Raw genomic sequence first — 24133 nt, forward strand, 5'->3', positions numbered from 1 at the left:
CTTACTCAATCCTCTTTGGCCAGATGGCGGGCAAGGGCATCGAAGCGGTCAATCCAGAAGGCTTCGTATTTCTGAAGCCAGTCGACGGCTTCCTTGATCGGGGCCCCGCGGAGCCTGCAATGCCTGGTTCGGCCGCGTTTTTCGACTTCAACAAGGCCTGCATCGGACAGGACACGTAAATGTTTGGAAACTGCCGTCAGCGACATGTCGAAGGGTTCGGCAAGGTCGGAAAGTGTCGTTTCACCCGTTGCCAAACGAGAGACAATGGCACGTCGTGTGCCATCGCTGAGTGCGGAAAAGGTAGCGTCCAATTGGGGCATCTGAAGCACAGTCATAAAGTGAACCTTTTGGTTGACTATCATCAAGTTTCATTATAGTCAACTAATTGGTTGAGTAAAGCAGTGCAGATTACCGATAGCTCAACAGGGTCAGCCAGAGTGTCTTGAGAGTGGCCCGACAAAGGAGTGGATGAGATGAAGCTTTATGTAACCGACCTGTCTCCCAACAGCAGACGCGTGTTGGCTGCGGTCAGTCATCTTGGTTTCGATGGCGAGACCGAGATCCAGAAATACGATCTGATGAAAGGGGAGCATCGCTCGGACGAACTCAAGGCGGTCAATCCCAATCAAAAGGTGCCAGTGCTTGTTGACGGCGATTTCAGCCTTTGGGAAGCCAATCCAATCATGATTTACCTGGGTGAACGTGCCGGTGCCGAAGAGTTTTGTCCCACACATCGGCAGGGCCGCATTGAGGTGCTGCGATGGATGTCCTGGGAGGTTCAACACTTCAATCGTGCGCTCGGAGACATTGTCTGGGAGACCGTTGCCAAGCAAGCATTCGGCCTTGGCGCGCCCGACACTGTCAAGATCGAGGCCGGTCTGGATAATTTCCGCCGGTTTGCTGCGGTTTTGGAAAACCACCTTGCGGATCGGGACTTCGTCCTAGGTGATGAGTTGACGGTCGCTGATTTTGCGGTCGGCAGCCATTCCGCATTGGCAATGCATCCTCAATCCCAGGTGCCTCTAAAGGATTTTCCGAAGGTCAACGCGTACCTGCAACGCCTCGAAGCCGTTCCGGCCTGGGCTGCAACTGCTCCCAAGCCTCGTGCGGAAGCGGCGGAATAGCTCTTCAGACTGAACGGCCATTGCCGTTAACAAGGCCAGCCCCTAGGCTGGCCTTGTTATGAGCCGTTCCTACCTGTTCGCACTCTTCATGGGCGTCGTCGCAGCATTTCTGCTGGGAATGAATTCCGTATCCGTGCGTTTCCTGACTTCTGACTTGCACGGGCTGCAGATAGCCGTTTTCCGGCTTTGGATCGGCTGTACAACGATCTTCGCACTGCTGATGCTCTCAGGGTATCGGTTCCGGCTGTTTCCCTATGACCGGTATCAATGCCTGGCTATCGCCGGATTTACACTAAACTACATCACGTTCCACATTGGCCTTGAGAAGACCAGCGCCACCAATGCAATGGTGCTCGAAAACACAGCGCCATTCTTTGTGCTTCTGTTTCTTGTCATCACGCGGGTGGAGAGTGTCAGGTGGTCCGACGGTGTTGCCACCGCGATGGCGTTGGCTGGCGTTTACCTGACAGTACGGCAGGATCTTGAAGTCGGCGCCACTGGTCTGGAAGGCGATATCTGGGAGATTGGTGCTGGTATCAGCTGGGCAATGTTCATCGTAGGCAGCGCAGCATCTGTCAAAAAAACGAGGTCCAGCCTGGACCGGATGGCGGTGTTGCTGAAGATTTTGCTGCCGTGCGGCCTGGTTTTGACACCCTCGCTATTCTTCTACCCGCTTCAGGTGACAACGATAGATATTTCCGTCCTCTTGGCGCTCGGTGTCTTTTCGACAGCACTTTGCTACTACCTTTGGTACGAAGCCATGTCCGAGGTTTCCACCGTCACGGCGTCATTGCTGATTGTCCTGTCCGTTGTGTTCGCGTTTGTTGCTGCATTCTTCCTGTTGGGCGAGACGGTCACGCCAGACATGTTGATTGGGGCCACTCTGATTGTCTTCGCCGTTGTCCTTCCTGGACTGGTCGATACCTTTGCCTCCAAAGCAGATGCCAAAGAGCCGGACTAAACGATCTTGGTTTCCCGCCAGAATTCGTTGCGGCGAAGAGAATATGCCGCCGCAATGCGGTTCTCTGGCCATTTTTACAGACTCTGGCCGCCGGAGACTTCGATGCGTTGTCCGGTCATCCAACCCGTTTCGCCCGTTAGAATCGCCGCGACAGTACCTCCGATATCATCTGGCATTCCTGCTCGGCCCATGGCTGTCATGCCCGCGATCATTTTGTTGTGTTCAGGAACATCCCTGACAGCACCACCACCAAAGTCCGTTTCAATCGCGCCTGGAGCCAGTGTGTTGACAGCAATGCGCCGTGGTCCGAGTTCCTTCGCGAGATAGCGCGTCAGTGTTTCAACCGCTCCTTTCATCGTCGCATAAGCCGCATATCCGGGGATTGTGAAGCGTGCAAGACCGGTGGAAATGTTGAGGATCCGGCTGCCGTCCGGGAGCATCGGCAGAAATCCTTGGGTCAGAAAGAAGACGCCTTTGACGTGGATGTTCATGAGGTGGTCAAACTCATCTTCGGTGGTGTCCGCAAAGGACTTGTGAACACCAGTACCAGCATTGTTGACCAGAATATCAAATCCGTCGCGTTGCCAAGTTTCATTCAATACGGCTCTCAGGTCCGAATAAAAACCAGGGAAGGCCGAAGTGTCGGTCGTGTCCAACCCAATTGCGACTGCGCGCTGACCGAGTGCCTCGATCTCTGCAATGGTTTCTTCTGCTGACGCCTTGTTGGAATTGTAGGTCAGGACGCTGTCGACGCCGTGCCGTGCCAAGTGTATGGCCATGTTCCGGCCAAGACCGCGGCTGCCGCCGGTTATCAATGCGATTTTCGTGCCATTGGTCATCTGTTGTCTCCAAACTGCGTTCAGTGGATCTGATGACACTGAGATAGCTTTTCGCCAGTTGTCGTACCTGCCGGTTCCTCCTGAAAATCTGCCTAATTCTCTGAAATGCTAAGGTAGTGTGATTGTCAGTTCAGAGTTTTGCCTTTATCTGCAGAGATCCGGGAGAGCTTGATGCAGACAGACCAATTGACGCAAAAGCTGATTGATTTTGCAGACGAACGAAAGGCCGGAAACGACCCCTTCGACATTGGCGTTCCCGGTGTCACTTTGGTGCGTCAAAGGCAGAGGACACAGGTCTATCCAGTCGTCTTTCATCCAATTTTCTGCCTGGTTCTCCAAGGTGCCAAACAAACTTATGTCGGTAGCCGAACGGTTCGCTTTGCCAGCGGCCAGTCGCTGATCGTCGGTTTGGATCTGCCGGCCGAATCCAAAGTGATAGAGGCAAGCTCCCAGAAGCCCTATGTCGCCTTGGCGCTCGATCTGGACATTGCGTTGCTGCGTGACCTGTCGGGCGAGTTGGACCTCCTGGAGCACGGAAGCGAGAAGACGGTGGCGGTCTCCAGCGGCAAAGCCGATGACGCAATTGTCGATGCCATGCGACGGTTGTTCGAACTGACCGAAATGCCAGAGGCGGCCGCGGTATTGGAGCCCTTGATCAAAAGGGAGGTGCATTTCTGGCTTTTAAAGGCCGAGCACGGCAGCATCTTGAGACAACTGGTCAAACGCGACAGTCGTGCTGCGCGCATATCGACGGCGATTGACAGGATCAAGAGGGAGTTTGCAACGGCTCTGCGTGTCGAGGATCTTGCGCAGGACGCGGCCATGAGCGTTTCAGCCTTTCATGCCGGTTTCAAGGACATTACCGGCACAACACCGCTTCAGTTTCAAAAGAGGCTGCGCTTAATGGAGGCGCGGCGTTTGTTGCAGAATGACAAACTGTCTGTTTCTAGCACCGCGTTTCAGGTCGGGTATGAAAGCCCGACCCAGTTCAGCCGGGAGTATTCTCGGCAATTCGGTCAGACACCGCGCGCTGACAAAATCGGTTCTTCTGACGTCTCGACCCGTTAAAGGAACAATTCGCCGCGGGCGACAAGTGTTGCCTGACCGCCAATTCGAACCGCATGCATGTTGCCGCCGTCGATGTCGATTTCAAGATCGATCAGGGACGGCCGACCCATGATGAACCCTTGTTCGATCCGGATATGGTGGGTGCCGCTTGGAAGGTCGTCGTAATAGTCGACGACGCCGGCAAAGGCAGCGGCAGCTGAACCGGTGGCAGGATCTTCCGGGATGCCCATGTCGGGCGCAAACAAGCGGGCCTGGAAGGCGCTGTCATGCGAGCGAGTTTCCCGGCAATAGACATAGGCATCATTGTGCCCGTCCTTGCCGAAGCCTGCCTTCCACATGGACTGAACCGGTTTCGCGCGCGCCAGCGCATCAAGGTCCCGCACCGGTACGAAGGTGAAGGGAGGTCCTACGCGGAAGCGGGAAGGGGCATGATTTTCAAAGCCAATATCGGTTGGCTCCAGGTTGAGCGCGGCGGCGATCAATTCCACATTGTGGGTGGGACCGGCGGGCTCCGGAAGGCTCGGTACGTCGAATTCCGCGAAGGCTGCAGCATTTTCCCGCAGGATCACCGCACAGCGAACGGTGCCGATATTCTGTTTCAGAACAACGACCGCATCCTGTTCGTTTGAAACTTCACCAAATCTTTCCTTCGCCATCAAAATGGCGGTGCCGACGGTTGGGTGGCCGGCAAACGGCAGCTCTAGCTTGGGGGTGAATATCCGCATGTTGGCGGAGTGTCCGGGGTTTTCCGGTGGAAAGACGAACACTGTCTCCGACAGGTTGAACTCGCCTGCAATTTTTTGCATCTGCTCGTCACTGAGACCTTCGGAGTCCAGAACAATGGCCAGCGGATTACCGGCAAGGCTCGTGTTGGTGAAGACATCCAAGATCGCGTAGCGACGGCTCATATTGTTTTTCTCCCTAGAGACTCACCAGTCAGCTCTTCCTGAGGTGAGCGGACTTTTGCATGTCTCAGCAAGTCCCGCCAGTGATTAGTGCCCATTCTTGGTGAACAAAGGGTTGCCCGGATCTGGCCGTTGCGGGCGTTCATTCAGGCAACAGATGCTCTGCAAACGCACGTGCATAGGACACGACCGCAGGATCATTCAGATCGGCCCGTTCGCGAATGATCCTGATATCTGCCAATTCACGTTCTTCCGTGCTGTCCGAAAAGCGCATGATCGAGCGACGCAATTCTTCGGCGGGCTGATCGAGATCGAATATCCGGGCAATGGAAATACGTGGTCCATCAAAGGCGATCAGAACGTCTCCAGCCGTGACGTCCTTGCCGTTCAGACCGGTTTCTTCTTCCAACTCCCGGTAAATTGCTCCGACGACATCTACTTTGCCTTCTGGTGACAGGTCAGTCGGGTCGAGATTGCCGCCGGGCGGATAGATTGCGCCAGCAGTCGCCGTATGAGCAGCCATTACGCCAAACAACAGAGCACCGTCAGCCGACCTCAGGATGGCTGAGCCAAAGACGTTGTAAGCGGAGGGATCGGGTGCTCCCCAATCGCGCCAGGCAAGAAAAGCGGAATATGAACACTCTGTGCAACTGCCCTTGAATACACCGTCTTCAAAGGAAAAGTTGGTCAGTTTCAAGGTGCGGCCGTTCCAAAGCAGGCCAATTCGCTTCTTTGCTTCTTCAAAGTGTTCAGCGATTGCGGCTTCATTTGCCTGTTCGAAGGCCCAGTTATCGGGGGAGAGGCTCAGATCCACTCCGCGGACGGCATGCACCGGAGACTGCAGATGCTTTTCCATCATGGGTATAGTGCGACCTGGCGACATTTCGCTCGGCCGTTTTGCAATGGTCGCAAAGCCTTGCCGTGCATAGAACGCCTCGGAATGTGTGTCTGCTTCCAGGTAAAGTCTGGATAACCCAAGCGTGCGGGCACGGTCGTGTGCTCTGGTCAGCAGAAGATCCCCGATGCCCTGACGTTGGGCCTGCGGGGCGACAAAGAGATAGTCAACCAACAACGTGTCTTTGTCTTGTGCCGCCAGACCCGAAAAGGCAACCGGGCTGCCATTCCTTTCGGCGACAGTGACATATTGATTGTCGATAATCTCTTCGGTGATGAGCCAGTGCTTTCTGAACTCAGCCATCTTGTCGTCCGGATATCCCCAGGACGCCTTGGCGCTGTGCAGAATGTCGGTGAGAGCCGAGGCATCGGCTCTGGTTGCGGCTCTGAGTTTTAAGGGCATGGCTGTCCGGTTGGTTGTCTACCCGACAGCCCTAGCCAGATAATGTGAACGTTACAAGGCAGGTCGATCCTTATCGAATAAACGTGCCGTTCTGAAGTTCGGAAACCGCTTGCACCAATTCATCGCGCGTGTTCATCACAATTGGGCCGTGCCACGCAACGGGCTCCTTGATTGGGGCACCGGAAACCAGAAGGAAACGAATACCTTCATCGCCTGCCTCAACGCAGATCTCATCACCGCTGCCGAAAACAACGAGTGACCGATTGCCGGTCTGATCCCGGATCTTGAGTTCTTCGCCTCCAAATTCCTTTTCAGTCAATACGCCAAAGGGTTCCGAGGCCCCGTCGAACGTTCCAGAGCCTTCAAAGACATAGGCAAAAGTCTGCTTGTAAGTGTCAACTTTTAAACGTTTCTTTTGTCCCGCAGGCACATGAATGTCGAGGTATTGCGGTTCCGCGGCGATACCATCTACCGGGCCGCGTTTGCCCCAAAACTCGCCGCAGATGATCCGCGCGGACGTGCCGTCGTCGTCAACGACAACAGGTATCTCTTTCGCCGCGACATCCTGATAGCGAGGTTCTGTCATTTTCAAAGACGAAGGCAAGTTGGCCCAGAGCTGAAAGCCGTGCATGCGGCCTCTGTCGTCGCCCGTGGGCATTTCCTGATGCATGATACCCCTGCCTGCAGTCATCCACTGGACGTCGCCCGCACCCAGGTGGCCGGTATTGCCGAGGCTGTCTCCATGTTCGACAGTTCCGGCGAGAACATAGGTGATGGTTTCAATGCCTCTATGCGGATGCCAGGGAAAACCGGCCAGGTAATCCTCAGGCCTTTCATTGCGGAAATCGTCCAGCAGAAGAAATGGATCCAGCATTTCCGGGTCCTGAAATCCGAAGACACGCTCAAGCTTGACACCTGCGCCTTCAAGCGTCGACTGCGTTCCACCGATATGAGTGACTGGACGGACTGACATGATCACAATTCCCGAGTTGAATTTTCTCACACCGAAAATAGAGACAATCGACTGAATTCCCATAGCCGGCCAACGAACGCAGTGTTCAAGTCCAGGAAACAGTGCAATTGCTTGCTGAAGGTACTGCTGGTTTCAGCGGGCTATCGTGTGTCTATTGAACCGTCGGAAACAGAATTCACATCAGGAACTTTTTGTTTTTGATACTTGGGACCATTTGAGATCAAAACGCCTGTTTCAGCTAAAGGGATTGACAATGTCGTCAAGAATGAGGAACGTACCTCATTGCTGACGCTAGGCACGTTGAGTGCATTGCAAATGCTGGCGTCAGATTTCGATTTGCCTGCTAATTCGGTGATCAGAGCTCGCAGCGAATTGATTCTATCGCATGCGTTCAGGCATTGAAGTCACATAGGGGAGGGAAAATGCAGCAATTCTCGGTCAATCCGGATTTCATCGTTCGGGACGAAACGTCTCTGCGCGAGCTCTTTCCCGCAACACACGAGCTTGCCATTCAAAAGTGCCAGACGAGGCTCGACAAACATGCACGAGAATTTATAAGCCGCTCGCCTTTCCTTTGTTTGGGAACGCAGGGCGTGGATGGCAGAGCTGACGTCAGCCCGCGAGGGGATCCCGCCGGATTTGTGAGGGTCCTGGATCAGGAAACACTGGCGATTCCAGATCGACCGGGAAACAATCGCCTAGACAGCTTGAGCAATATTGTGGCGAACCCGAGTGTGGGCTTGCTGTTCATGGTCCCGGGTTTTGATGACACTTTGCGTGTCAATGGCACAGCCACCCTTGTTGTCGACCCTGAGCTGCTCAAAGCCATGAGCATCAATGACCGCGTGCCCAAGGTCGCGATTGTGGTCAAGGTGACATCGGTCTTCATGCACTGTGCCAAGGCGTTTCGTAGATCGCATTTGTGGGATCCGTCCAAGTTTCAGGACAGAAGCGAAATGCCGTCGCTGATCAACATCATAATGGATCAGACAACCGGGGCGCCGGACGATGCTGGGGAAATGAAGGCCTTGGACGACAAATTGGAAGAAGACTACAAAAGGACGCTTTACTAGCCCCGGTCCACATGTGTCAGAGCTTCGGAGCGGTCGGGTTTTCACGTTTCTTCCAATGCTCATGCCCAATCGACGACAGCATTGTATAACAAGCGGGTAGCGCCTTTGGCAGCCGATCATCGAACGGGATGCCTTGCATCTTGCGGAGGCTCTGCCCACATGCGAGGGTGCTTCGTCTTTGGCCATCCGGTCAAAACTGAACTGTTCGTTCCGGTTTAGGTCTTCATGTCACCAATACTCTCCGTCCGAGACCTGGAAAAAACCTATGAGGGTGGCTTCCAGGCACTTAAGTCCGTTTCGCTTGATATCAGTCAGGGCGAGGTCTTTGCGTTGCTCGGACCCAATGGTGCCGGAAAAACAACCTTGATCAGCACAATTTGCGGTCTCGTTCAGCCAACCGGAGGCAGTATCCAGGTGGGCGGACACGATGCGATCAGGGAGTACCGGGCCGCTCGGCAGTTGATCGGTCTGGTTCCACAGGAAATGCCGACCGCGCCATTCGAAATAGTTGGTGACACTGTTGCGATGAGCCGTGGTCTATTTGGCCTGAAAAGAGACCCGGCGCTCATTGAGCGAATTTTGAAAGACCTCACGCTTTGGGACAAAAAGGACAATCCGATCATGGCGCTCTCGGGCGGCATGAAGCGACGGCTGCTCGTTGCCAAGGCCCTTGCGCATGAACCCAAGATCCTGTTTCTCGATGAACCAACTGCGGGTGTCGATGTGGAGTTGCGTCATGACATGTGGCGGATCGTCGGCGAGCTCAAGGAAAAGGGCGTCACCATTATTCTGACCACGCACTACATCGAAGAGGCCGAACAGATGGCCGAGCGAGTAGGGGTGATCAACAAGGGGGAAATCATCCTGGTTGAGGAAAAGCAGGAGTTGATGCGCAAGCTTGGTCGCAAGCTGCTGAAACTCAGTCTTTCCGAACCCCTTGACGCAATACCTGAAGAACTCAAAGGCTACGAACTCGTTCTCGAGGATGACGGGACCAGTCTGACCTACACTTATGACACTCACGCAGAACGCACGGGTATCACGTCGTTGTTGACGGACCTGGCGAGCGCCGGCGTGAGATTTCAAGACTTGCAGACAGACCAGTCGTCACTGGAAGACATATTTGTCGGGCTGGTTAGAGAAAATCGGGACCAAGCATGATGACGGACTATTCTATCCGACGCGCGAAAGCTGAAGACCGGGACGCCCTGACAGATCTTTGCCTGCGCTCCAAGCAGTCCAACGGCTATGACGATGATTTCATGGCGCAGTGTACCGAAGAACTGACGGTCAGAGACAGCTGGATAACCGGCACGGAGTTCTGGTTGGCCGAGGACAGTAGCGGAAAGCTTGCCGGCTGCATTCGTCTGTCCGTTGAAGAGGATGGGGCAACTGGCGAACTTGAAACGTGTTTCATTGACCCGAGTTGTCAGGGCAAAGGTGTCGGCCGAGCGCTTTTTGATGAACTTCATGCCCAGGCGAATTCGCTGAAGCTGGAGCGTATTGGCCTGGATGCTGACCCCTTCGCGGAACCTTTTTATGCGCGCATGGGGTTTAAAACTGTCGGGCGGACACCGTCCGGATCCATTCCCGGACGTACCTTGCCAAGGATGGAATTGGAGCTGCAGAGAGGGCGGGCCAGCGCATGAACTTTGAAGCAGTCAAGTCCATCTACCTTTCGGAAATGGCGCGGACCAAACGGACCGTCTTCCAAAGTGTGATTTCGCCGGTGATCTCCACGGTGCTCTATTTCGTGGTCTTCGGGGCTGCTATCGGTTCTCGCATAACCGAAGTTGATGGTGTCAGCTACGGTGCCTTTATCGTGCCCGGCCTGATCATGTTGTCGCTCATGACGCAGAGCCTTTCAAACGCTTCCTTCGGCATCTATTTCCCGCGCTTTACGGGCACGATTTTTGAAGTGTTGTCAGCGCCTGTTTCTTTCCTGGAAATTACCGTCGCCTATGTTGGGGCTGCGGCAACCAAGTCAGTCATTGTCGGGTTGATCATTCTGATCACGGCCAACTTCTTTGTGGATCTTGAGATCCAGCATCCGATCTGGATGGTGGCCTTCTTCATTCTGACAGCGGTTACGTTCGCACTTCTCGGTTTCATAATTGGTATCTGGGCAGACAATTTCGAGAAGCTGCAGTTCGTACCACTCCTGATCGTGACGCCACTGGCTTTTCTTGGCGGAAGCTTTTATTCCATCAATATGCTGCCGGAGTTCTGGCAAAAAGTGACCCTCATCAATCCGGTGGTCTATCTGATTTCCGGATTCCGTTGGAGCTTTTACGGACAGGCGGATGTCAGCCTGTGGCTGTCTTTGCTGGCAACCATGATTTTTTTGGGCGGCTCATTGGCCGTCGTACATTGGATATTCAAGACCGGCTATCGTCTGAAAGCCTAGGCAGGAAAGCGCCGGTCATGCGTGAGACAAACAATGCTCTGGTCTTCTTTCGTTAAAAAGACATCCGTGGTTCTGCTGGCGGGATTTCTCGCCGGCTGTCAAACCGCTCAGGGGCCGTCATCGCAGGCACCATCGCCTGCAACGAATGCCGCGGCGTCTGCATCCGTCCAGAGCTCCTCGTTGCCTGTCATCAGCTATGCACCGGCAACGGCCGTCGAACGCGGCTTTTCTGCGTTGGTGCTGAATGCGGCAACGGGTGAACAGCTCTATGATGTCGATGCCGACGCGCCGCGGTATCCTGCATCGCTGACCAAGATGATGACGCTGTATCTGCTGTTCGAAGCAGTTTCAGATGGTCGTTACTCCCTGTCTTCTCCGCTTGAAGTTTCCGCAAATGCGGCAGCGCAGCCTCCTGCAAAGATCGGCCTCAAGGCAGGCTCAACGATAACCGTTCAACAGGCTGCACGCGCGCTTGCCGTAAAGTCGGCCAATGATGTTGCGGTTGCCGTTGCGGAGAATATCGCAGGCAGCGAAGCGGCCTTCGCACGGCAGATGACCCAGCAGGCACGTGCGCTTGGAATGGGAAAGACGCGTTTCGTCAATGCAACCGGGCTTCCGGATCCGGCGCAGGTGACGAGTGCTCGTGACATGGCAAAACTCGGGCTCGCTCTCAAGCGAAGGTTTCCGCAATATTCCAGCTACTATCGTCAGAAATCCTTCAGCTACAACGGCCGGACGTTCAGAGCGACCAACAATCTGATTGGCAAGGTTCCGGGTGTCGACGGTTTGAAGACCGGCTATATCCGGATGTCCGGCTACAATCTTGTCGCTACGGCGAGACGAAGCGGAAAGCAGTTGATCGTCGTTGTGATCGGCGGGAAAAGCGAAGCTGCACGTGACCAGGAAGTGACCCGGTTGATCGAAGCCAATTTCTGACGTGTCGACGTCGATAAATTTGGCAGGTCACAGCGCAAATTTGTCCCTTCGCAGGAGGTGAACTTCATCTCGGCATTGCAAGATCCCTCCGTTTTCACGAGGGAAATGCACATGACTCTGGCAGAGCGATACGAGAAGGGAGCCGATCGGTGGGCCTTAACCCTGGAACGACTGGGTTTTCCGGCTGCCTATCGTTTTCTGTTTTCCAAGCTTGGCCTGACAGTGCACGACAAGGACGTATGTGACGTCGGCACAGGCTGCGGCGATTTTGCAGCCGCCCTGTTTGAAGTCTCCGGTCAAGCTAGGTCGCTGACGCTTGTCGACCCGTCATCGACCATGCTGCAAAAGGCACGCAAACGATTGCGATTAGCTGGACGCAAGCAGCGATCATTGCCGGTGCGCCTGGACGAACTGACCTCGGACAAGACCTACGACCTGATCCTCGGTGCCCACGTGCTGGAGCATCTTGAAGATCCCGAGCACGGGCTCAGACACCTTCTTGAACTTCTCAAGCCCGGCGGCCGCCTGGTCCTTTCGGTAAGCAAACCTCACATCTGCCAATGGTTCATCTGGCTGCGGTGGCGCCACCGTTGGTATCACGAAGATGACGTTTGTGATCTGCTTCGTCGCGCGGGGTTCCAGTCCATCGAAGTGCATCGTTTCCCCAATGGTGTTCCGGCGCGCTGCAGCCATGCTTATTCGGCCTGCCGCGTCGTCAATCAGGATCCGTTTTCGGGCCAAATTCTGGAGAGTTGATCATGCTGGTAGCACTAGTTGATTTCACGGTGGATCCCTCGCGCCGACAGGAGGCTCTGCAGGTTTTGTTGGATGAAGCTGAAACGGTCACCGCGATGCCGAGGTGCCGAACCTTTCGACCCTATTGCGACCCTGTCAGCGAAAGTCATGTCGGCATCGTGCATGAATGGCAGGACGAAGCTGGATTTGAGGCTTATCTCAAATCCGAAGATTTCGCGAAGATCGGTGCGGTGCTTCGCCCTTTGATGACTTCAGCACCCTCCAGTCGCCGTTATCGGGCAACGCCTCTGGAAACGTGACGCCTTCAGACTTTCGTGTTCGCGACTTCGCGATAAGGTAGTTTGCATGACAGAGCTTCCAGCCTATTCCGTTGCACAGTGTTTTGGCCCGGCACCGAAACAGCAATTCAAGTTTGACAGGCACTATCTGCTCTACTCCGTGAGCGGGGGACTGAGACTGGAAGCAGAAGGGACCATATGGTCTCAGCCGCCGGCAAGGGCTGCCCTCATCACGGCTGACAAACCAATCGAGATCTCCTTGCCTGTGAAGATAGAATGCCGGTCAGTGCTCTTTGCAAAAGCGTTTGTTCCAGCGCCGCCTAATGTCCTGAGCGTGTTTGAAATGACACCACTGGCACGGGAACTGGTCTTGGAATGCGCCCAATGGAGCGAAACCGAAGACACCCTTTCGAGCTATGCTCAGGGTCTCTTCGGCACTCTTGCCTCTGTCATTTGGAAGCTTTCCGAAACGCCGAGCCGTCTTTCCATGCCGGCACCACGGTCGGCAGCGGTCAAGCGTGTTCTGGATCTGACGGAGCAGTCTCTTACGAACCCTCCGACATTCGAGGAATTGGCTGCCCTTGTTGCGATGAGCCCGAGGACCTTGGCGAGAAAACTGTCTGACGAACTGGGCATGACCTGGCGCCAGTGCCTGCAAAAACTGAGGGTTATCAGCGCGGTTGAAGCCTTGTCTCAGACGGACCTGCCGGTGACGGAAATCGCTTTTGCGCAAGGGTATCAGAGCCTGTCGGCCTTTAATGCTGCCTTTCGGGAGCTGACCGGCAAAACGCCGTCGTCATATCGTGCCAGTTTCAATACGAGCCAATAGGAGGCACAAAAAAGCCCCGCTGCAATCAACGGGGCTTTCTCTTTGGCTGTCGATGGGGCTTTGATCAGTTCTTGGTTTTGTCGACGAGCGCGTTGGACTTGATCCACGGCATCATGCCGCGCAGCTTTTCGCCAACTTCCTCGATCTGGTGCGCGTCGTTCAGACGACGTGTTGCCTTGAACTTGGCAGCACCTGCACGGTACTCCTGCATCCACTCGGAAGTGAATTTGCCGTTCTGGATGTCTTCCAGCACGCGCTTCATTTCCGCTTTGGTTTCGGCAGTCACGATGCGCGGTCCGGTGACGTATTCACCCCATTCCGCTGTGTTGGAGATGGAGTAGTTCATGTTGGCGATGCCGCCTTCGTAGATCAGGTCCACGATCAGCTTCACTTCGTGCAGGCACTCGAAATAGGCCATCTCAGGTGCGTAACCTGCTTCGACCAGGGTTTCGAAACCGGCGCGGATAAGTTCAACGAGACCACCGCACAATACGGCCTGCTCGCCGAAGAGGTCTGTCTCGCACTCTTCTTTGAACGTTGTCTCGATGATACCCGAGCGACCGCCGCCAACACCACAGGCATAGGACAGGCCAAGATCCTGCGCATTGCCGGAAGCGTCCTGGTGGACTGCGATCAGGCACGGAACACCGCCGCCTTTTTCGTATTCGCCGCGCACTGTATGACCAGGGCCCTTCGGAGCGACCATGAGAACGTCAACAGTGGATTTCGGCTCAATCAGGCCGAAATGAACGTTGAGGCCATGTGCAAACGCAATCGCAGCGCCGTCGCGGATGTTGTCTGCGATGTGGTCGCGATAGATATCGGCCTGCAGCTCGTCCGGCGTTGCCATCATCATGAGGTCGGCCCAGGCAGCAGCTTCCGCCACTGTCATGACCTTGAAACCATCGGCTTCCGCTTTCAGCGCGGTCGTCGACCCGGCGCGCAATGCGACCGCAATCTCCTTTGCACCGCTGTCCTTGAGGTTCATGGCATGGGCACGGCCTTGTGAGCCGTAACCGATGATGGCGACTTTTTTGGTTTTGATCAGATTGATATCTGCATCACGATCGTAATAAACGCGCATGGGTTCCTTTCTCCCGTTTGCATTCCGTTTGCTAGTTAAAGCCGGGTTTTGACCCGGTCTTTGTCTTTTGAACTTGTTCAGGCCGAAGTCTGGAGTGTCGCTGCTTACGCTCCGAACAAACGATAGAAGCGGTCGACTGCCGTCTCGGCCTGTGTCTTGAGATCCTGCTCGTCGGGGCTTGCGGTTTCACCGAGCAGCAGGCGAATGTGAACATCGCGGATCGCCAGGCCATAAAGCACCTGATAAGCGTCTTCAGCGCTGTCGAATTTCAGTAGACCGTGGCGCCGACCGCTTTCCAGCATGGTGCGCGCACGGGACGAAATCATGTGCTTCCCGCGCACGAGCAGCAAATGACCGAGCCGGTTGGAGTTGGTGTTGCTTTGACCGATCGAAAGCCTGTTGAGTGCAAGCGATGTTTCGGAAAAGAGCACTCCGAGCAGTGCCTCCACAAAGGAGGAGACATGGGCACGAAAGGTTTCCGCGTCAGCGGTTGCTCCTGCTTCTGACGGAAATTGCACCTGGCTGGCCTGGAAAGCGACAACAGCTGCCAGCAGGCCGTCTCTGTCGCCGAACCACTTGTAAAGGCTTTCCTTGGAGCAGCTTGCCGTCCGGGCCAATCCTGCAGTCGTCAGGGCCTTTTCGCCGCCATCCACCAACAGCGTCAGCGCATGTTGCAACACGACCTGCTGGCGCGGCGAAAATTCTGGCGCGGCGTCCGGGCGGGATGTGGCAATGTCGTAGGCGGCTGCTGGCATGGGACTGAATGTGGCCTTCAGAGGCTCTTCCTGATAGATCCGAGGCGAGAACCGTACGGTACGGTTCGGGTGAGGTTATGGCAAAGCCTGCTGAGTTGGTCAAGAGGGATTTTCACCAATTGGAAACTCAGGCTCGATGGCAGTCAGGTGGTCTTCGCGTGGACGGTGAAGGCACCGGGCGATGATCGTCGACAGGTTCACAAAGACACTGCTTCCGGCCTGCTAAGTCGAGCAAGGTCTTCGGGTTATCGAGTGGCCACTTGCTTGAGCCAGGAAACGACCAGCTCTGCTTTCTCATGGTTGCGGCTGCGATGTGAGAGGACCGCGTGATAGGCGTCTTTCGGGGTGAGTGGAGGTAGTCCGGCTGGTACCAGCAATCCTCTTTCGGAGTAGTCACCCGTGATCGAGCGCCAGCCGAGCATGATGCCATGCCCTGAAAGCGCGGCCTGTGCCGCCTGGACGTAGTTTGAAAACCGGAGGCCTTTGGCTGAACCTGCAGCCCTAAGTCCGGTTCTGTTCAGATAGTCGGGCCAGGAGACCCATCGCCGATCATCTGTCTCCACATGGATCAGGAAGGAAGAGGCGAGGCTGCCATCGTCGGCCTTGATCCGTTCAAGGTATTCAGGTGCGCAGACAGGTTCGATGCTCTCCTCAAAAAGCAATTCCACAGAACCATCACTCCAGGCACCGTCGCCGTAGCGCATGGCAATATCGACCCCCGGACCGAGACGCGGCACTTCCTGCGAAGTTGATTGAACGTTGACGGCTAGGTCGGGGTGATCGAGGTAAAAGGCCTCCAATCGTGGCATCAGCCAATAAGTGGCAAAACCGATCGTGCAGGCCAGCGTCACGGCTTCGCCGGTGGCGTTTGTCAGTGCCCGTATGTCCTCAAGAGCGTCGGTCAGCCTCTCTCTGTTTTCAACAACTGCGTTCAAGAGGATTTCGCCAGCTTCCGTAAAACCTGCCGGCCTTGTGCTTCGGTCCAGCAAAGATGTGCCGACATGATCTTCAAGTTGCTTCAATGACTGACTGACCGCAGGCAGGGAGACATTGAGCTCCCTTGCCGCGCGGCTGGGGCTTCCGGTTCGGTGGACTGTTTCGAAGACGTGCAGCAGTCTGAGAGGTGGAAGTCGATCCATATGTGCCTTATCTTAAGCTACGGATTAAATTAACTTGCATTTTTATCGTCTTTTCAAATCAAATCCTCAAGTGCACCTTTCCCAAGAGTTATGGGAAAACTGAGATTTTCAGCTGCTCCCGTTGTCCGTATGAAGTGACAAGATACCTTAAGTTAAGGAGCGATCGAAATGCTCGGAACCGGCGAAACCGGCGTGTTGCTGAAAGAACGAGGCATGGATGTGCCACTTGAAACCGGCGAAACAGCCTATTTCAACTACTTCTGGCTGCGAGACAATTGCCCGAGTTCCTTCGATCACGAAACCCGGGAACGGGCCTTTGATATTTTCGCGGAGGTGGAAGCACCAAGGGCTGTTTCGGCGGCAATTTCGGGCGGCGTGCTGGAAATTGCCTGGGCAGGAACAGATCATGTCACACGCATGCCATTGTCTTTGTTGGCGAACTACGCCAAGGGTGAAAAGCGGGCAGATGTGGCGAAGGTGAGCAGATCTCCCTGGTTCGCCGATCACTATGGCCGTATGGCCCGATTTTCTTACAGCCGACTGACGGAAGGTGAAACCGAGCTTCGCAATTGGGCCAAAGCCATGCTCACCGATGGCATTGCGCTATTGACGGGGTTGCCCGATACGGATGCGGCTCTTCTGGACACGGCCAGCCTGATCGGTCACGTCCGGCCAAGTTATTTTGGCCAGGTCTTTGAGGTCAAAACCCACATCAAACCCACCAATCTGGCTTTCACATCAAAGGCCTTGCCGTTGCATACAGACCTGCCAGACGAAGACCTGGCGCCCGGGATCCAGTTTCTTCACTGCCGTGCCAACACCGTTGAAGGAGGCAACAGTCTCTTTGTCGATGGCCTGGCGGTGGCGGAAGACTTTCGTCTTGCCTTTCCAGAAGACTTTGAACTCTTGGTTGCGACTGACGTACCCTATTTCTGCGAGCATGAACGGTTCGACATGCGCTCCCGGCAGCGTGTGATCGAACTCGATGAATACGGAAATATTTCCGGCGTTACCATCAGCCAGCATCACGCTGACATGTTTGACCTGCCTCAGCAGGAACTAGACCGGTTTTACCCGGCATTCTGCCGCTTCGGGCAGATGATGCGCCGTGAAAAATACATGATGCAGTTCCGGTTGAAAGCTGGCGAGTGTATCGTTTTTGACAATCACCGGATTGTACACGGCCGCGCGGAGTATTCGGCAAACAGCGGGGACCGGCATCTGCGGGGCTGTTACACCGATCGCGGCGAACTAAGGTCCATCTATCGGGTGCTTGAGGGGAAGAAGGAACGGATGGAATGAGTGTTGTCTCCGATGTCGATTTCAGCGGCAAGGCACGCCAGAGCGAATTGGAACTGCGCGAAGACCTGTCGGCGGCATTCCGCCTTGCGGTCAGGTTCGGCTGGCACGAATCCGTTGGCAATCACTTCAGTGCGGCGGTGTCTGAGGACGGTTCAAAGTTTTTGATGAACCCGAAATGGCGGCATTTTTCCGAGGTGAGTGCAAGCGACCTTGTCCTTCTCGATGCTCATGACGTCACCGTCATGGAAGGGCCCAATGCGCCGGATCCATCTGCCTGGTGCATTCACGGAACCGTTCACCGTATGAACCCAAACGCCCGGGTGTTGTTTCATTGTCATCCGCCGAATGCGACGGCGCTGGCAACGCTGCAGGACCCGAGCATGAAGCCGATTGATCTCAACACCGCTCGATTTTTCGGTAAGGTTGCCATCGATCTTGGGTTTGGCGGGATGGCGGATGAAGCTGAAGAAGGGCGCCGGATTGCCGAAACCCTTGCAGACAAACCTGTGCTGATTATGGGCAATCACGGCATTTCCATATCTGCAATGACAGTTCCCGAAGCATTTGAGAGCCTCTATTTTTTCGAGAGAGCCGCCGAGACGCTGTTGAAGGCATATGCAACAGGTCAGCCGCTGGCTGTGATGTCAGAAAATCTGGCGGCCAAAACCGCAGCTGAATGGGAACCGTATGTTGGAATGGGCTACGCTCATTTCGACTACTGGAAACGGGAATTGGATCGATCAGAACCTGACTATCGGGATTGATTTCCAAGTTTTTTGCAGCCGCTTGGCATTGGTTGCGATGCCGTCTGCAAGGTCCTGTTTGCAAAAAACTGGCGTGTAGTACTCCCGTAATACCCGCACAATTGCTTTGCCTGCTAGCCTTTTTCCATCGTTGTTTGCTGATGGAGGATGAAGCATGAGCGCGAAGAAGATCCTTATGATCACAGGAGACTTTACCGAAGACTATGAAACGATGGTACCGTTTCAGACGTTGCTCGCAATGGGCTATGCCGTTGACGCCGTCTGTCCGGGAAAGAAAGCCGGAGAAACGGTGGCTACCTGCATTCATGACTTTGAAGGCGACCAGACCTATACGGAAAAACGCGGGCATAATTTCACCCTGAACGCCACTTTTGCAGACGTGAACGTTGCCGACTATGACGCACTGTTGATACCGGGCGGCAGAGCGCCTGAATATCTGCGCCTCGAAACTGAGGTCATTGACGCCGTGAAGCATTTTATGGACGCGGCCAAGCCGGTTGCCGCCATTTGCCATGGGGCACAGATCCTGACGGCCGCCAAGGTTGTTGAAGGTCGCACGGTATCGGCTTATCCGGCATGCCGTCCCGAAGTAGAGCTTGCCGGAGCGACCTATGCGGATATTGCCATCGACGGAGCTGTAACGGATGGCAATCTGATCACCGCGCCGGCATGGCCGGCTCATCCTGCCTGGATAGCCCAGTTTCATGCTGTCCTAAGCGGTTCTTCAGTTGGAACACTGGCCGCCTGACAACGGCACAGGTAAGGATCTCAAACACGTCTGCATCAGACGTGTTTGGGATATTTCTCACGAGACAGTACTCTTAGCCTGAAGCGTTGAATAAGTTCCAATTTGGCGTTTGGATTGAGACACCCGCGCGGTGTCAGCCTGAAAGCGTGATTGCAGAGCGAGCTGGAGGAGAATATGTGCAAACTCTTTATTGAAGCCGATCCGGCTCTTTGGGAGAGCAGCACCAAGTCCCTGCGTATTGACGGCATGGTGACATCGGTTCGTCTTGAAACATTCTTCTGGAGCGTTTTGGAAGAAATCGCTGCCAGAGACGGCATGAATGTGGTTCAGCTGATTACCAAGCTGCATCACGAGAGCATCGATGCCGGTCATGACCTTGGCAATTTCACGAGTTTTTTGCGTGTTTGCTGTGGGCGCTACCTTGCCTTGCAACTGTCCGGAGATGTTCCCTCCGACAAGCGACTTCCGATCGCCGCACTGGACGCCGATGGCATTCTGGAAGCGGAAAGTGAAAGAGTTCACTGACGTTCAGTTGAGACGGACTTTCACTTCCTCAGCGATCGCAAGCGATGCCGTCAGCCCTGGGGATTCAACACCGTAAAGCGCAACCAATCCATGAAGACCATGCGATTGCGGTCCTTCTATCCTGAAATCCGCAGCTGGTTCTCCTGGACCGGCGATTTTTGGCCTTATGCCAGAATAGTCGGGCACCAGGGAGCCGTCCGGAAGGTCAGGCCAATAGGAGCGGATGGCTCCATAAAACCGGTCGCCGCGGGCTGGGTCGACAACGTAGTCAAACTCTTCGACCCATTCCACATCCGGGCCGAAACGTGCCTGATGTTGCAAATCCAGCGTTAGGTGAACGCCGAGCCCGCCAGGCTCGGGAACCGGATAGATCAGCGTTGAAAAGGGCGCTTTTCCTTGGAGCTTGAAGTAGTTGCCTTTGGCCAGATAGGCCTTGGGCGGCATGGCCTCCGGAAATGCCTGCATCAGACCTGGTGCGCCATGTCCGGCAGAAACGATCAGCTCCCTGCAGGTGAGGGTGTAGGTTTCCCCGTCTTCGGTTTCGATGTGGACACGGTATCCGCCAGAGAGCTCCGCTTCGATGCTGGTGACATTTGTGTTCAGAACCACCTGACCGCCACTTGCCTCCAGACCGCCCTGCAATGCCAACATGAAGGCATGGCTGTCTATGATACCGGTAGATGGTGACCAGAGCGCCCCGGAACAGTTGAGAGCCGGTTCCCGTTCACGCAGTTCGTCGCGGTCGACAAAAACGAGATCGCGTACCCCGTTCTCCGCGGCTTTCTGTTTGATTTTCCGAAGTTCGTCGAGCTGCGCATCATGCGCGGCGACAATCAATTTGCCGATACGCTCATGGCCAACTCCATTGTCCACGCAGAACTCGTAAAGCTGGTGTTTTCCGTCAACACAAAGACGCGCTTTCACGCTGCCGGTCGGGTAATAGATCCCTGCGTGAATGACTTCGGAATTTCGGGCACTGGTTTCAGATCCGATCAGGCTATGTCTTTCCAGAACCATGACTTCACGGCCGGAAAGCGCCAGTGCGCGTGCTGTAGCCAGCCCGACCGCACCTGCGCCGATGATCAGAGTTTCAATATCTGTCATGACCGGTCCTGTTTTCCAATCGGTACTCAGGCCTGCCACCGGCGGAATTCAGTTGCTGAATGAGAACCCCATAAGGGCCTCCCGAGATGCATATAAGAGACAGCACCGAGAGACCCTCGTTTCAGGTTTGCTCCCGCTAGTTTGAGATCACGAGAGCTGTAGCAGGAATGCCGCGGGCAACTAGCCCCACCATTTTTGCGGTTCGAAAGAACCGGCGGCATCTTCGATGACCTGACCAACCTGGAACAGCGTGCTTTCATCAAACGGTTTGCCGATCAGTTGCAAACCGAGCGGCAGTCCATCCTTGTCGACACCGGCGGGAACGGAGATGCCCGGCAGGCCTGCCATGTTCACGGTTACCGTGAAAATGTCGTTCAGATACATTTTCACCGGATCTGAGTGCAGGTCCTGATCGGCAACGCCGAAAGCAGCTGAAGGTGTTGCCGGCGTCAGGATCGCGTCGACACCGTTGGCCCATGCAAGGTCGAAGTCGCGCTTGATCAGGGTGCGGACTTTTTGAGCCTTCAGGTAGTAGGCATCATAATAACCGGCAGACAACACATAGGTGCCGATCAAGACGCGGCGTTTCACTTCTTCGCCGAAGCCTTCAGCACGCGTGTTTTCGTACATCTCGACAATATCGTTGCCGGGAACCCTCAGCCCGTAGCGAACACCGTCATAGCGAGCCAGGTTCGAAGAGGCTTCTGCCGGCGCGACGATATAATATGCGGGAAGGGCGTATTTGGTGTGCGGCATGGTGATGTCGACGATTTCAGCACCGGCATCTTTCAACCAGGCAATACCCTTTTGCCAAAGCTCTTCGATTTCACCCGGCATGCCCTCCATGCGGTATTCGGCAGGGATACCGATCTTGAGACCCTTTACGGACTTGCCGATCGCAGCTTCGTAATCGGGCACTTCGACATCAACCGAAGTGGTGTCCTTCGGGTCGACAGAAGCCATGGATTTCAGAAGAATTGCACTGTCGCGAACCGTGTGTGCGATCGGGCCTGCCTGGTCGAGTGATGAGGCGAAGGCGACGACGCCCCAGCGTGAGCAACGACCGTAGGTTGGCTTGATGCCGACCGTTCCGGTAAAGGCAGCAGGCTGACGGATGGAGCCACCGGTGTCCGTGGCTGTCGCGCCCATGCAAAGGCGCGCTGCGACAGCTGAAGCTGAACCGCCCGAAGAACCGCCCGGAACAAGATCCTGGTTGGATCCGTTTTTACGCCACGGGTTGATCACCGGGCCGTAATAGGAGGTTTCATTGGACGAACCCATGGCGAACTCGTCCATATTGAGCTTGCCGAGCATAACCGCACCGTCCGCCCAAAGATTGGACGTGACCGTGGATTCATAGGCCGGTTTGAAGCTGTCGAGGATGTGGCTGCAGGCCTGAGTGTGGACACCCTCTGTCGCGAACAGGTCCTTGATACCGAGCGGGATGCCTTCAAGAACACCGCCTTCGCCCTTGCTGAGTTTCTCGTCGGATGCCTTGGCCATATCGCGGGCCTTTTCGGCGGTGACGGCAACATAAGCGTTGAGTTGGGCGTTGGCTGCCTCGATATTGTTCAGGAATGCCTCGGTCAGCTCCAGCGAGGTGTAGTCCTTGTTCTTCAGGCCTACTTGGGCATCGGCAATTGTGAGTTTGGTCAGATCGGTCATGGATCAGGTCTCTTGGTGGGCCTTGGTCGGCCGGGAATAAAAAACGGAATAAGGACTTTCGGGATAATCGAGCACGGGTCCGCATTCGACAAAACCGGCATTCTCGTAAAGCTGACGGGCAGCCTTGTAGTTGTGTCCGGTCTCCAGAACGAGTTCGGCGAAACCTTCTTCGACAGCTCGAGCGGTGACTTGATCAAGGATTTGCCTTGCAAGTCCGAGCCTCCGGTAGTCGGGACGGACATAGAAACGTTTCACTTCGCCGATGCCATCAGGGTGCCGATAAAGCGCACCGCATGCTGCCGCTTTGTCATCGACGCGAGCCATAAAGACGGTCGTTGCAGGACCAGCCATCTCATCAGCGGTCATGCTGTAGTTGGCTTCTTCCGGCGTCAGCGATCCAAGCACTGCATTCAACTCGGTGATCATGTCTCTCATGTCTGGCGACAAAGGACTTTCCACCTCAATTTTGATGGCGTCTGGCGAGCTCATCCCGAACTTAAGGCCTCTTATTCAACGACTTTGGGAACCATGAAGAAATTGTCTTCAGAAACCGGCGCATTCAGTGTGATGTCGTTGGCCTTGTTGCCGTCGGTGATGCCATCTGCACGCTTCTTCATGGTCTGTTCAACCACGGACGTCAGCGGTTCGATACCGTCAATATTGACTTCGTCAAGCTGCTCGACAAATCCCAGAATGGCGTTCAGTTCGCCGGTCATTCTGGTCGCGTCATCTTCGCTCACTTTGATCCTTGCCAGGCGGGCAACTCTTTTTACCGTATCGGTATCAACTGACATTTTTTCCTCATCGGCTGTTGCCGCGAAGTTCCAGTGTGCTCCTGCACGTGGACGCGGCATTCCGCTCCTCTTTGCTGTCCATCTGCCTCAAAAATCAAGCGGCGATGCTTGTTTCACAATGATAATCTCACTATTACGGTTCCAATGGGTACCGTTTTAACTTGAGTGAGGAAGTCGTGCAGGCAGATTTGAAACCTCCAGCTGGTCGACCGCTCGACAACAGGGTTACGTCTGCCTTGCTTGACGCGGCTCTTAGTGAGGTTTCTGAACACGGCCTTGAGAAGACGACAGTTGCCGAAATCGCGGCGCGTGCCCACACAAGCAAGCAAGCCATTTATCGAAGGTTCAGCGACAAGACGGAGCTTGTCGCAGCTGCGCTTCTGGAGGCTTTTCGCCTGTCGGTGCCGCCTCCGCCACAACGCGCCAGCGTTGCGCAGGATCTTCAGCAGTGTCTTCAATACTACACCGCTTTGCTGCATCAAACCCGGCTTGGCCCCGCGCTCAGGTCGCTGGTTCCCCATCGCCGTGAGCAGCGGCTGGTGGCGGTACTGGATGAAGTTGAGGCATCGCAAAGACTGATGCTGCGTCAAGTGCTGATTGCAACACCCTTTGAATCTGACATGGAGACCAGGATCGATCTGTTGTTGGGTCTCATCTATTTTCGCATCCTCTTGTGCGGCATCGACATTCGTAATGACGACATTGAACGGGCGATCTATCTTGTACTCGGATTGATTGCGCCAAGAGAGCCGATGCCACCAGCGGGATTGCCGGGACTTTGAATTTGTCTACTCACAATTTGCTGTC

28 protein-coding genes are annotated in these 24133 nt (G+C 55.0%); 16 read left to right on the forward strand and 12 right to left on the reverse strand.

Annotation, left to right across the window (positions count from 1 at the left end; translation table 11 throughout):
• Positions 1-5: 5 nt before the first annotated feature.
• The gene (locus K1718_RS10125) at positions 6-320 is read right to left on the reverse strand and encodes an ArsR/SmtB family transcription factor (RefSeq protein WP_371419583.1); all 315 of its coding nucleotides are present in this window, start codon (positions 318-320) and stop codon (positions 6-8) included.
• A 153-nt stretch (positions 321-473) separates the two neighbouring features.
• Here K1718_RS10125 and K1718_RS10130 point away from each other — a divergent pair, with 153 nt between their 5' ends.
• On the forward strand, positions 474-1124 hold the full coding sequence (locus K1718_RS10130) for a glutathione S-transferase family protein (RefSeq protein ID WP_265684286.1): 651 nt from the start codon (positions 474-476) through the stop codon (positions 1122-1124).
• 58 nt (positions 1125-1182) lie between these two features.
• The gene (locus K1718_RS10135) at positions 1183-2085 is read left to right on the forward strand and encodes a DMT family transporter (RefSeq protein WP_152500813.1); all 903 of its coding nucleotides are present in this window, start codon (positions 1183-1185) and stop codon (positions 2083-2085) included.
• A 74-nt stretch (positions 2086-2159) separates the two neighbouring features.
• Here the strand turns inward: K1718_RS10135 and K1718_RS10140 are convergent, their stop codons facing one another.
• Positions 2160-2924, reverse strand: a complete 765-nt coding sequence (locus K1718_RS10140; RefSeq protein WP_265684288.1) for an SDR family NAD(P)-dependent oxidoreductase — start codon at positions 2922-2924, stop codon at positions 2160-2162.
• A gap of 171 nt (positions 2925-3095) precedes the next feature.
• Here K1718_RS10140 and K1718_RS10145 point away from each other — a divergent pair, with 171 nt between their 5' ends.
• Positions 3096-3992, forward strand: a complete 897-nt coding sequence (locus tag K1718_RS10145; RefSeq protein WP_265684290.1) for an AraC family transcriptional regulator — start codon at positions 3096-3098, stop codon at positions 3990-3992.
• Here K1718_RS10145 and K1718_RS10150 read toward each other — a convergent pair.
• The 3 genes from K1718_RS10150 to K1718_RS10160 all read right to left on the reverse strand — a co-directional run bounded on the left by K1718_RS10150 (position 3989) and on the right by K1718_RS10160 (position 7167).
• Positions 3989-4900: a PhzF family phenazine biosynthesis protein gene (locus K1718_RS10150; RefSeq protein ID WP_152500816.1), complete on the reverse strand. Its 912-nt coding sequence runs from the start codon at positions 4898-4900 to the stop codon at positions 3989-3991. The two genes, K1718_RS10145 and K1718_RS10150, sit on opposite strands and share 4 nt — an antisense overlap.
• 139 nt (positions 4901-5039) lie before the next feature.
• Entirely contained in the window at positions 5040-6194 is a 1155-nt protein-coding gene (locus K1718_RS10155) for a GNAT family N-acetyltransferase (RefSeq protein ID WP_265684292.1), read from the reverse strand.
• A gap of 70 nt (positions 6195-6264) precedes the next feature.
• Positions 6265-7167 carry a pirin family protein gene (locus K1718_RS10160; RefSeq protein WP_265684294.1) on the reverse strand — a complete coding sequence of 301 codons (903 nt, stop codon included), beginning with the start codon at positions 7165-7167 and terminating at the stop codon, positions 6265-6267.
• 422 nt (positions 7168-7589) lie between these two features.
• On the opposite strand from K1718_RS10160, the gene K1718_RS10165 reads away from it, so the two are divergent.
• From K1718_RS10165 to K1718_RS10200, 8 genes are all read left to right on the forward strand, one after another.
• On the forward strand, positions 7590-8240 hold the full coding sequence (locus K1718_RS10165) for a pyridoxamine 5'-phosphate oxidase family protein (RefSeq protein WP_265684296.1): 651 nt from the start codon (positions 7590-7592) through the stop codon (positions 8238-8240).
• 225 nt (positions 8241-8465) lie between these two features.
• Positions 8466-9401, forward strand: coding sequence for an ABC transporter ATP-binding protein (locus tag K1718_RS10170; RefSeq protein ID WP_265684298.1), 936 nt, complete (start codon positions 8466-8468; stop codon positions 9399-9401).
• Entirely contained in the window at positions 9398-9889 is a 492-nt protein-coding gene (locus tag K1718_RS10175) for a GNAT family N-acetyltransferase (RefSeq protein ID WP_265684300.1), read from the forward strand. The genes K1718_RS10170 and K1718_RS10175 overlap by 4 nt, the downstream gene beginning before the upstream one ends.
• Positions 9886-10647 (forward strand): ABC transporter permease, encoded by a 762-nt coding sequence (locus K1718_RS10180; protein ID WP_265684302.1) that lies wholly within the window; start codon positions 9886-9888, stop codon positions 10645-10647. The genes K1718_RS10175 and K1718_RS10180 overlap by 4 nt, the downstream gene beginning before the upstream one ends.
• A 33-nt stretch (positions 10648-10680) precedes the next feature.
• On the forward strand, positions 10681-11583 hold the full coding sequence (locus tag K1718_RS10185; RefSeq protein WP_265684304.1) for a D-alanyl-D-alanine carboxypeptidase family protein: 903 nt from the start codon (positions 10681-10683) through the stop codon (positions 11581-11583).
• Between the two features lie 111 nt (positions 11584-11694).
• Positions 11695-12339, forward strand: coding sequence for a class I SAM-dependent methyltransferase (locus tag K1718_RS10190; RefSeq protein WP_265684307.1), 645 nt, complete (start codon positions 11695-11697; stop codon positions 12337-12339).
• 2 nt (positions 12340-12341) lie between these two features.
• Positions 12342-12638: a putative quinol monooxygenase gene (locus K1718_RS10195; RefSeq protein ID WP_265684308.1), complete on the forward strand. Its 297-nt coding sequence runs from the start codon at positions 12342-12344 to the stop codon at positions 12636-12638.
• 46 nt (positions 12639-12684) lie between these two features.
• Positions 12685-13446, forward strand: a complete 762-nt coding sequence (locus K1718_RS10200; RefSeq protein WP_265684310.1) for a helix-turn-helix domain-containing protein — start codon at positions 12685-12687, stop codon at positions 13444-13446.
• A 64-nt stretch (positions 13447-13510) separates the two neighbouring features.
• Here the strand turns inward: K1718_RS10200 and ilvC are convergent, their stop codons facing one another.
• The 3 genes from ilvC to K1718_RS10215 form a co-directional block, all read right to left on the reverse strand.
• Positions 13511-14530: a ketol-acid reductoisomerase gene (ilvC, locus tag K1718_RS10205; protein ID WP_152500827.1), complete on the reverse strand. Its 1020-nt coding sequence runs from the start codon at positions 14528-14530 to the stop codon at positions 13511-13513.
• A gap of 104 nt (positions 14531-14634) precedes the next feature.
• Positions 14635-15285, reverse strand: a complete 651-nt coding sequence (locus tag K1718_RS10210; RefSeq protein ID WP_152500828.1) for a TetR/AcrR family transcriptional regulator — start codon at positions 15283-15285, stop codon at positions 14635-14637.
• 245 nt (positions 15286-15530) lie between these two features.
• Positions 15531-16424 carry a LysR substrate-binding domain-containing protein gene (locus K1718_RS10215; protein ID WP_265684314.1) on the reverse strand — a complete coding sequence of 298 codons (894 nt, stop codon included), beginning with the start codon at positions 16422-16424 and terminating at the stop codon, positions 15531-15533.
• A gap of 168 nt (positions 16425-16592) precedes the next feature.
• On the opposite strand from K1718_RS10215, the gene K1718_RS10220 reads away from it, so the two are divergent.
• The 4 genes from K1718_RS10220 (at position 16593) to K1718_RS10235 (ending at position 19763) form a co-directional block, all read left to right on the forward strand.
• Positions 16593-17726 carry a TauD/TfdA family dioxygenase gene (locus tag K1718_RS10220; protein WP_265684316.1) on the forward strand — a complete coding sequence of 378 codons (1134 nt, stop codon included), beginning with the start codon at positions 16593-16595 and terminating at the stop codon, positions 17724-17726.
• Complete coding sequence (locus tag K1718_RS10225) at positions 17723-18490, forward strand: class II aldolase/adducin family protein (RefSeq protein WP_265684317.1); 768 nt, start codon at positions 17723-17725, stop codon at positions 18488-18490. The genes K1718_RS10220 and K1718_RS10225 overlap by 4 nt, the downstream gene beginning before the upstream one ends.
• 154 nt (positions 18491-18644) lie before the next feature.
• Positions 18645-19238 carry a DJ-1/PfpI family protein gene (locus K1718_RS10230; RefSeq protein WP_265684319.1) on the forward strand — a complete coding sequence of 198 codons (594 nt, stop codon included), beginning with the start codon at positions 18645-18647 and terminating at the stop codon, positions 19236-19238.
• A gap of 174 nt (positions 19239-19412) precedes the next feature.
• The gene (locus K1718_RS10235; protein ID WP_152500832.1) at positions 19413-19763 is read left to right on the forward strand and encodes a ribbon-helix-helix domain-containing protein; all 351 of its coding nucleotides are present in this window, start codon (positions 19413-19415) and stop codon (positions 19761-19763) included.
• Positions 19764-19766: 3 nt separating this feature from the next.
• Here K1718_RS10235 and K1718_RS10240 read toward each other — a convergent pair whose 3' ends face one another.
• From K1718_RS10240 to gatC, 4 genes are all read right to left on the reverse strand, one after another.
• Positions 19767-20867, reverse strand: a complete 1101-nt coding sequence (locus K1718_RS10240) for an NAD(P)/FAD-dependent oxidoreductase (RefSeq protein WP_265684321.1) — start codon at positions 20865-20867, stop codon at positions 19767-19769.
• Between the two features lie 180 nt (positions 20868-21047).
• The gene (gene gatA, locus K1718_RS10245; RefSeq protein ID WP_265684323.1) at positions 21048-22532 is read right to left on the reverse strand and encodes an Asp-tRNA(Asn)/Glu-tRNA(Gln) amidotransferase subunit GatA; all 1485 of its coding nucleotides are present in this window, start codon (positions 22530-22532) and stop codon (positions 21048-21050) included.
• Positions 22533-22535: 3 nt separating this feature from the next.
• A complete protein-coding gene (locus K1718_RS10250) occupies positions 22536-23021 on the reverse strand; it encodes a GNAT family N-acetyltransferase (RefSeq protein WP_265684324.1) in 486 nt (161 codons plus the stop codon).
• A 17-nt stretch (positions 23022-23038) separates the two neighbouring features.
• Positions 23039-23326, reverse strand: a complete 288-nt coding sequence (gatC, locus tag K1718_RS10255) for an Asp-tRNA(Asn)/Glu-tRNA(Gln) amidotransferase subunit GatC (protein ID WP_265684684.1) — start codon at positions 23324-23326, stop codon at positions 23039-23041.
• 176 nt (positions 23327-23502) lie between these two features.
• Here gatC and K1718_RS10260 point away from each other — a divergent pair, with 176 nt between their 5' ends.
• On the forward strand, positions 23503-24108 hold the full coding sequence (locus K1718_RS10260) for a TetR/AcrR family transcriptional regulator (protein ID WP_265684326.1): 606 nt from the start codon (positions 23503-23505) through the stop codon (positions 24106-24108).
• Positions 24109-24133: the final 25 nt, after the last annotated feature.

Origin of the sequence: Roseibium porphyridii (genome assembly GCF_026191725.2) — a bacterium.
In the GTDB taxonomy this organism is placed as follows: domain Bacteria; phylum Pseudomonadota; class Alphaproteobacteria; order Rhizobiales; family Stappiaceae; genus Roseibium; species Roseibium porphyridii.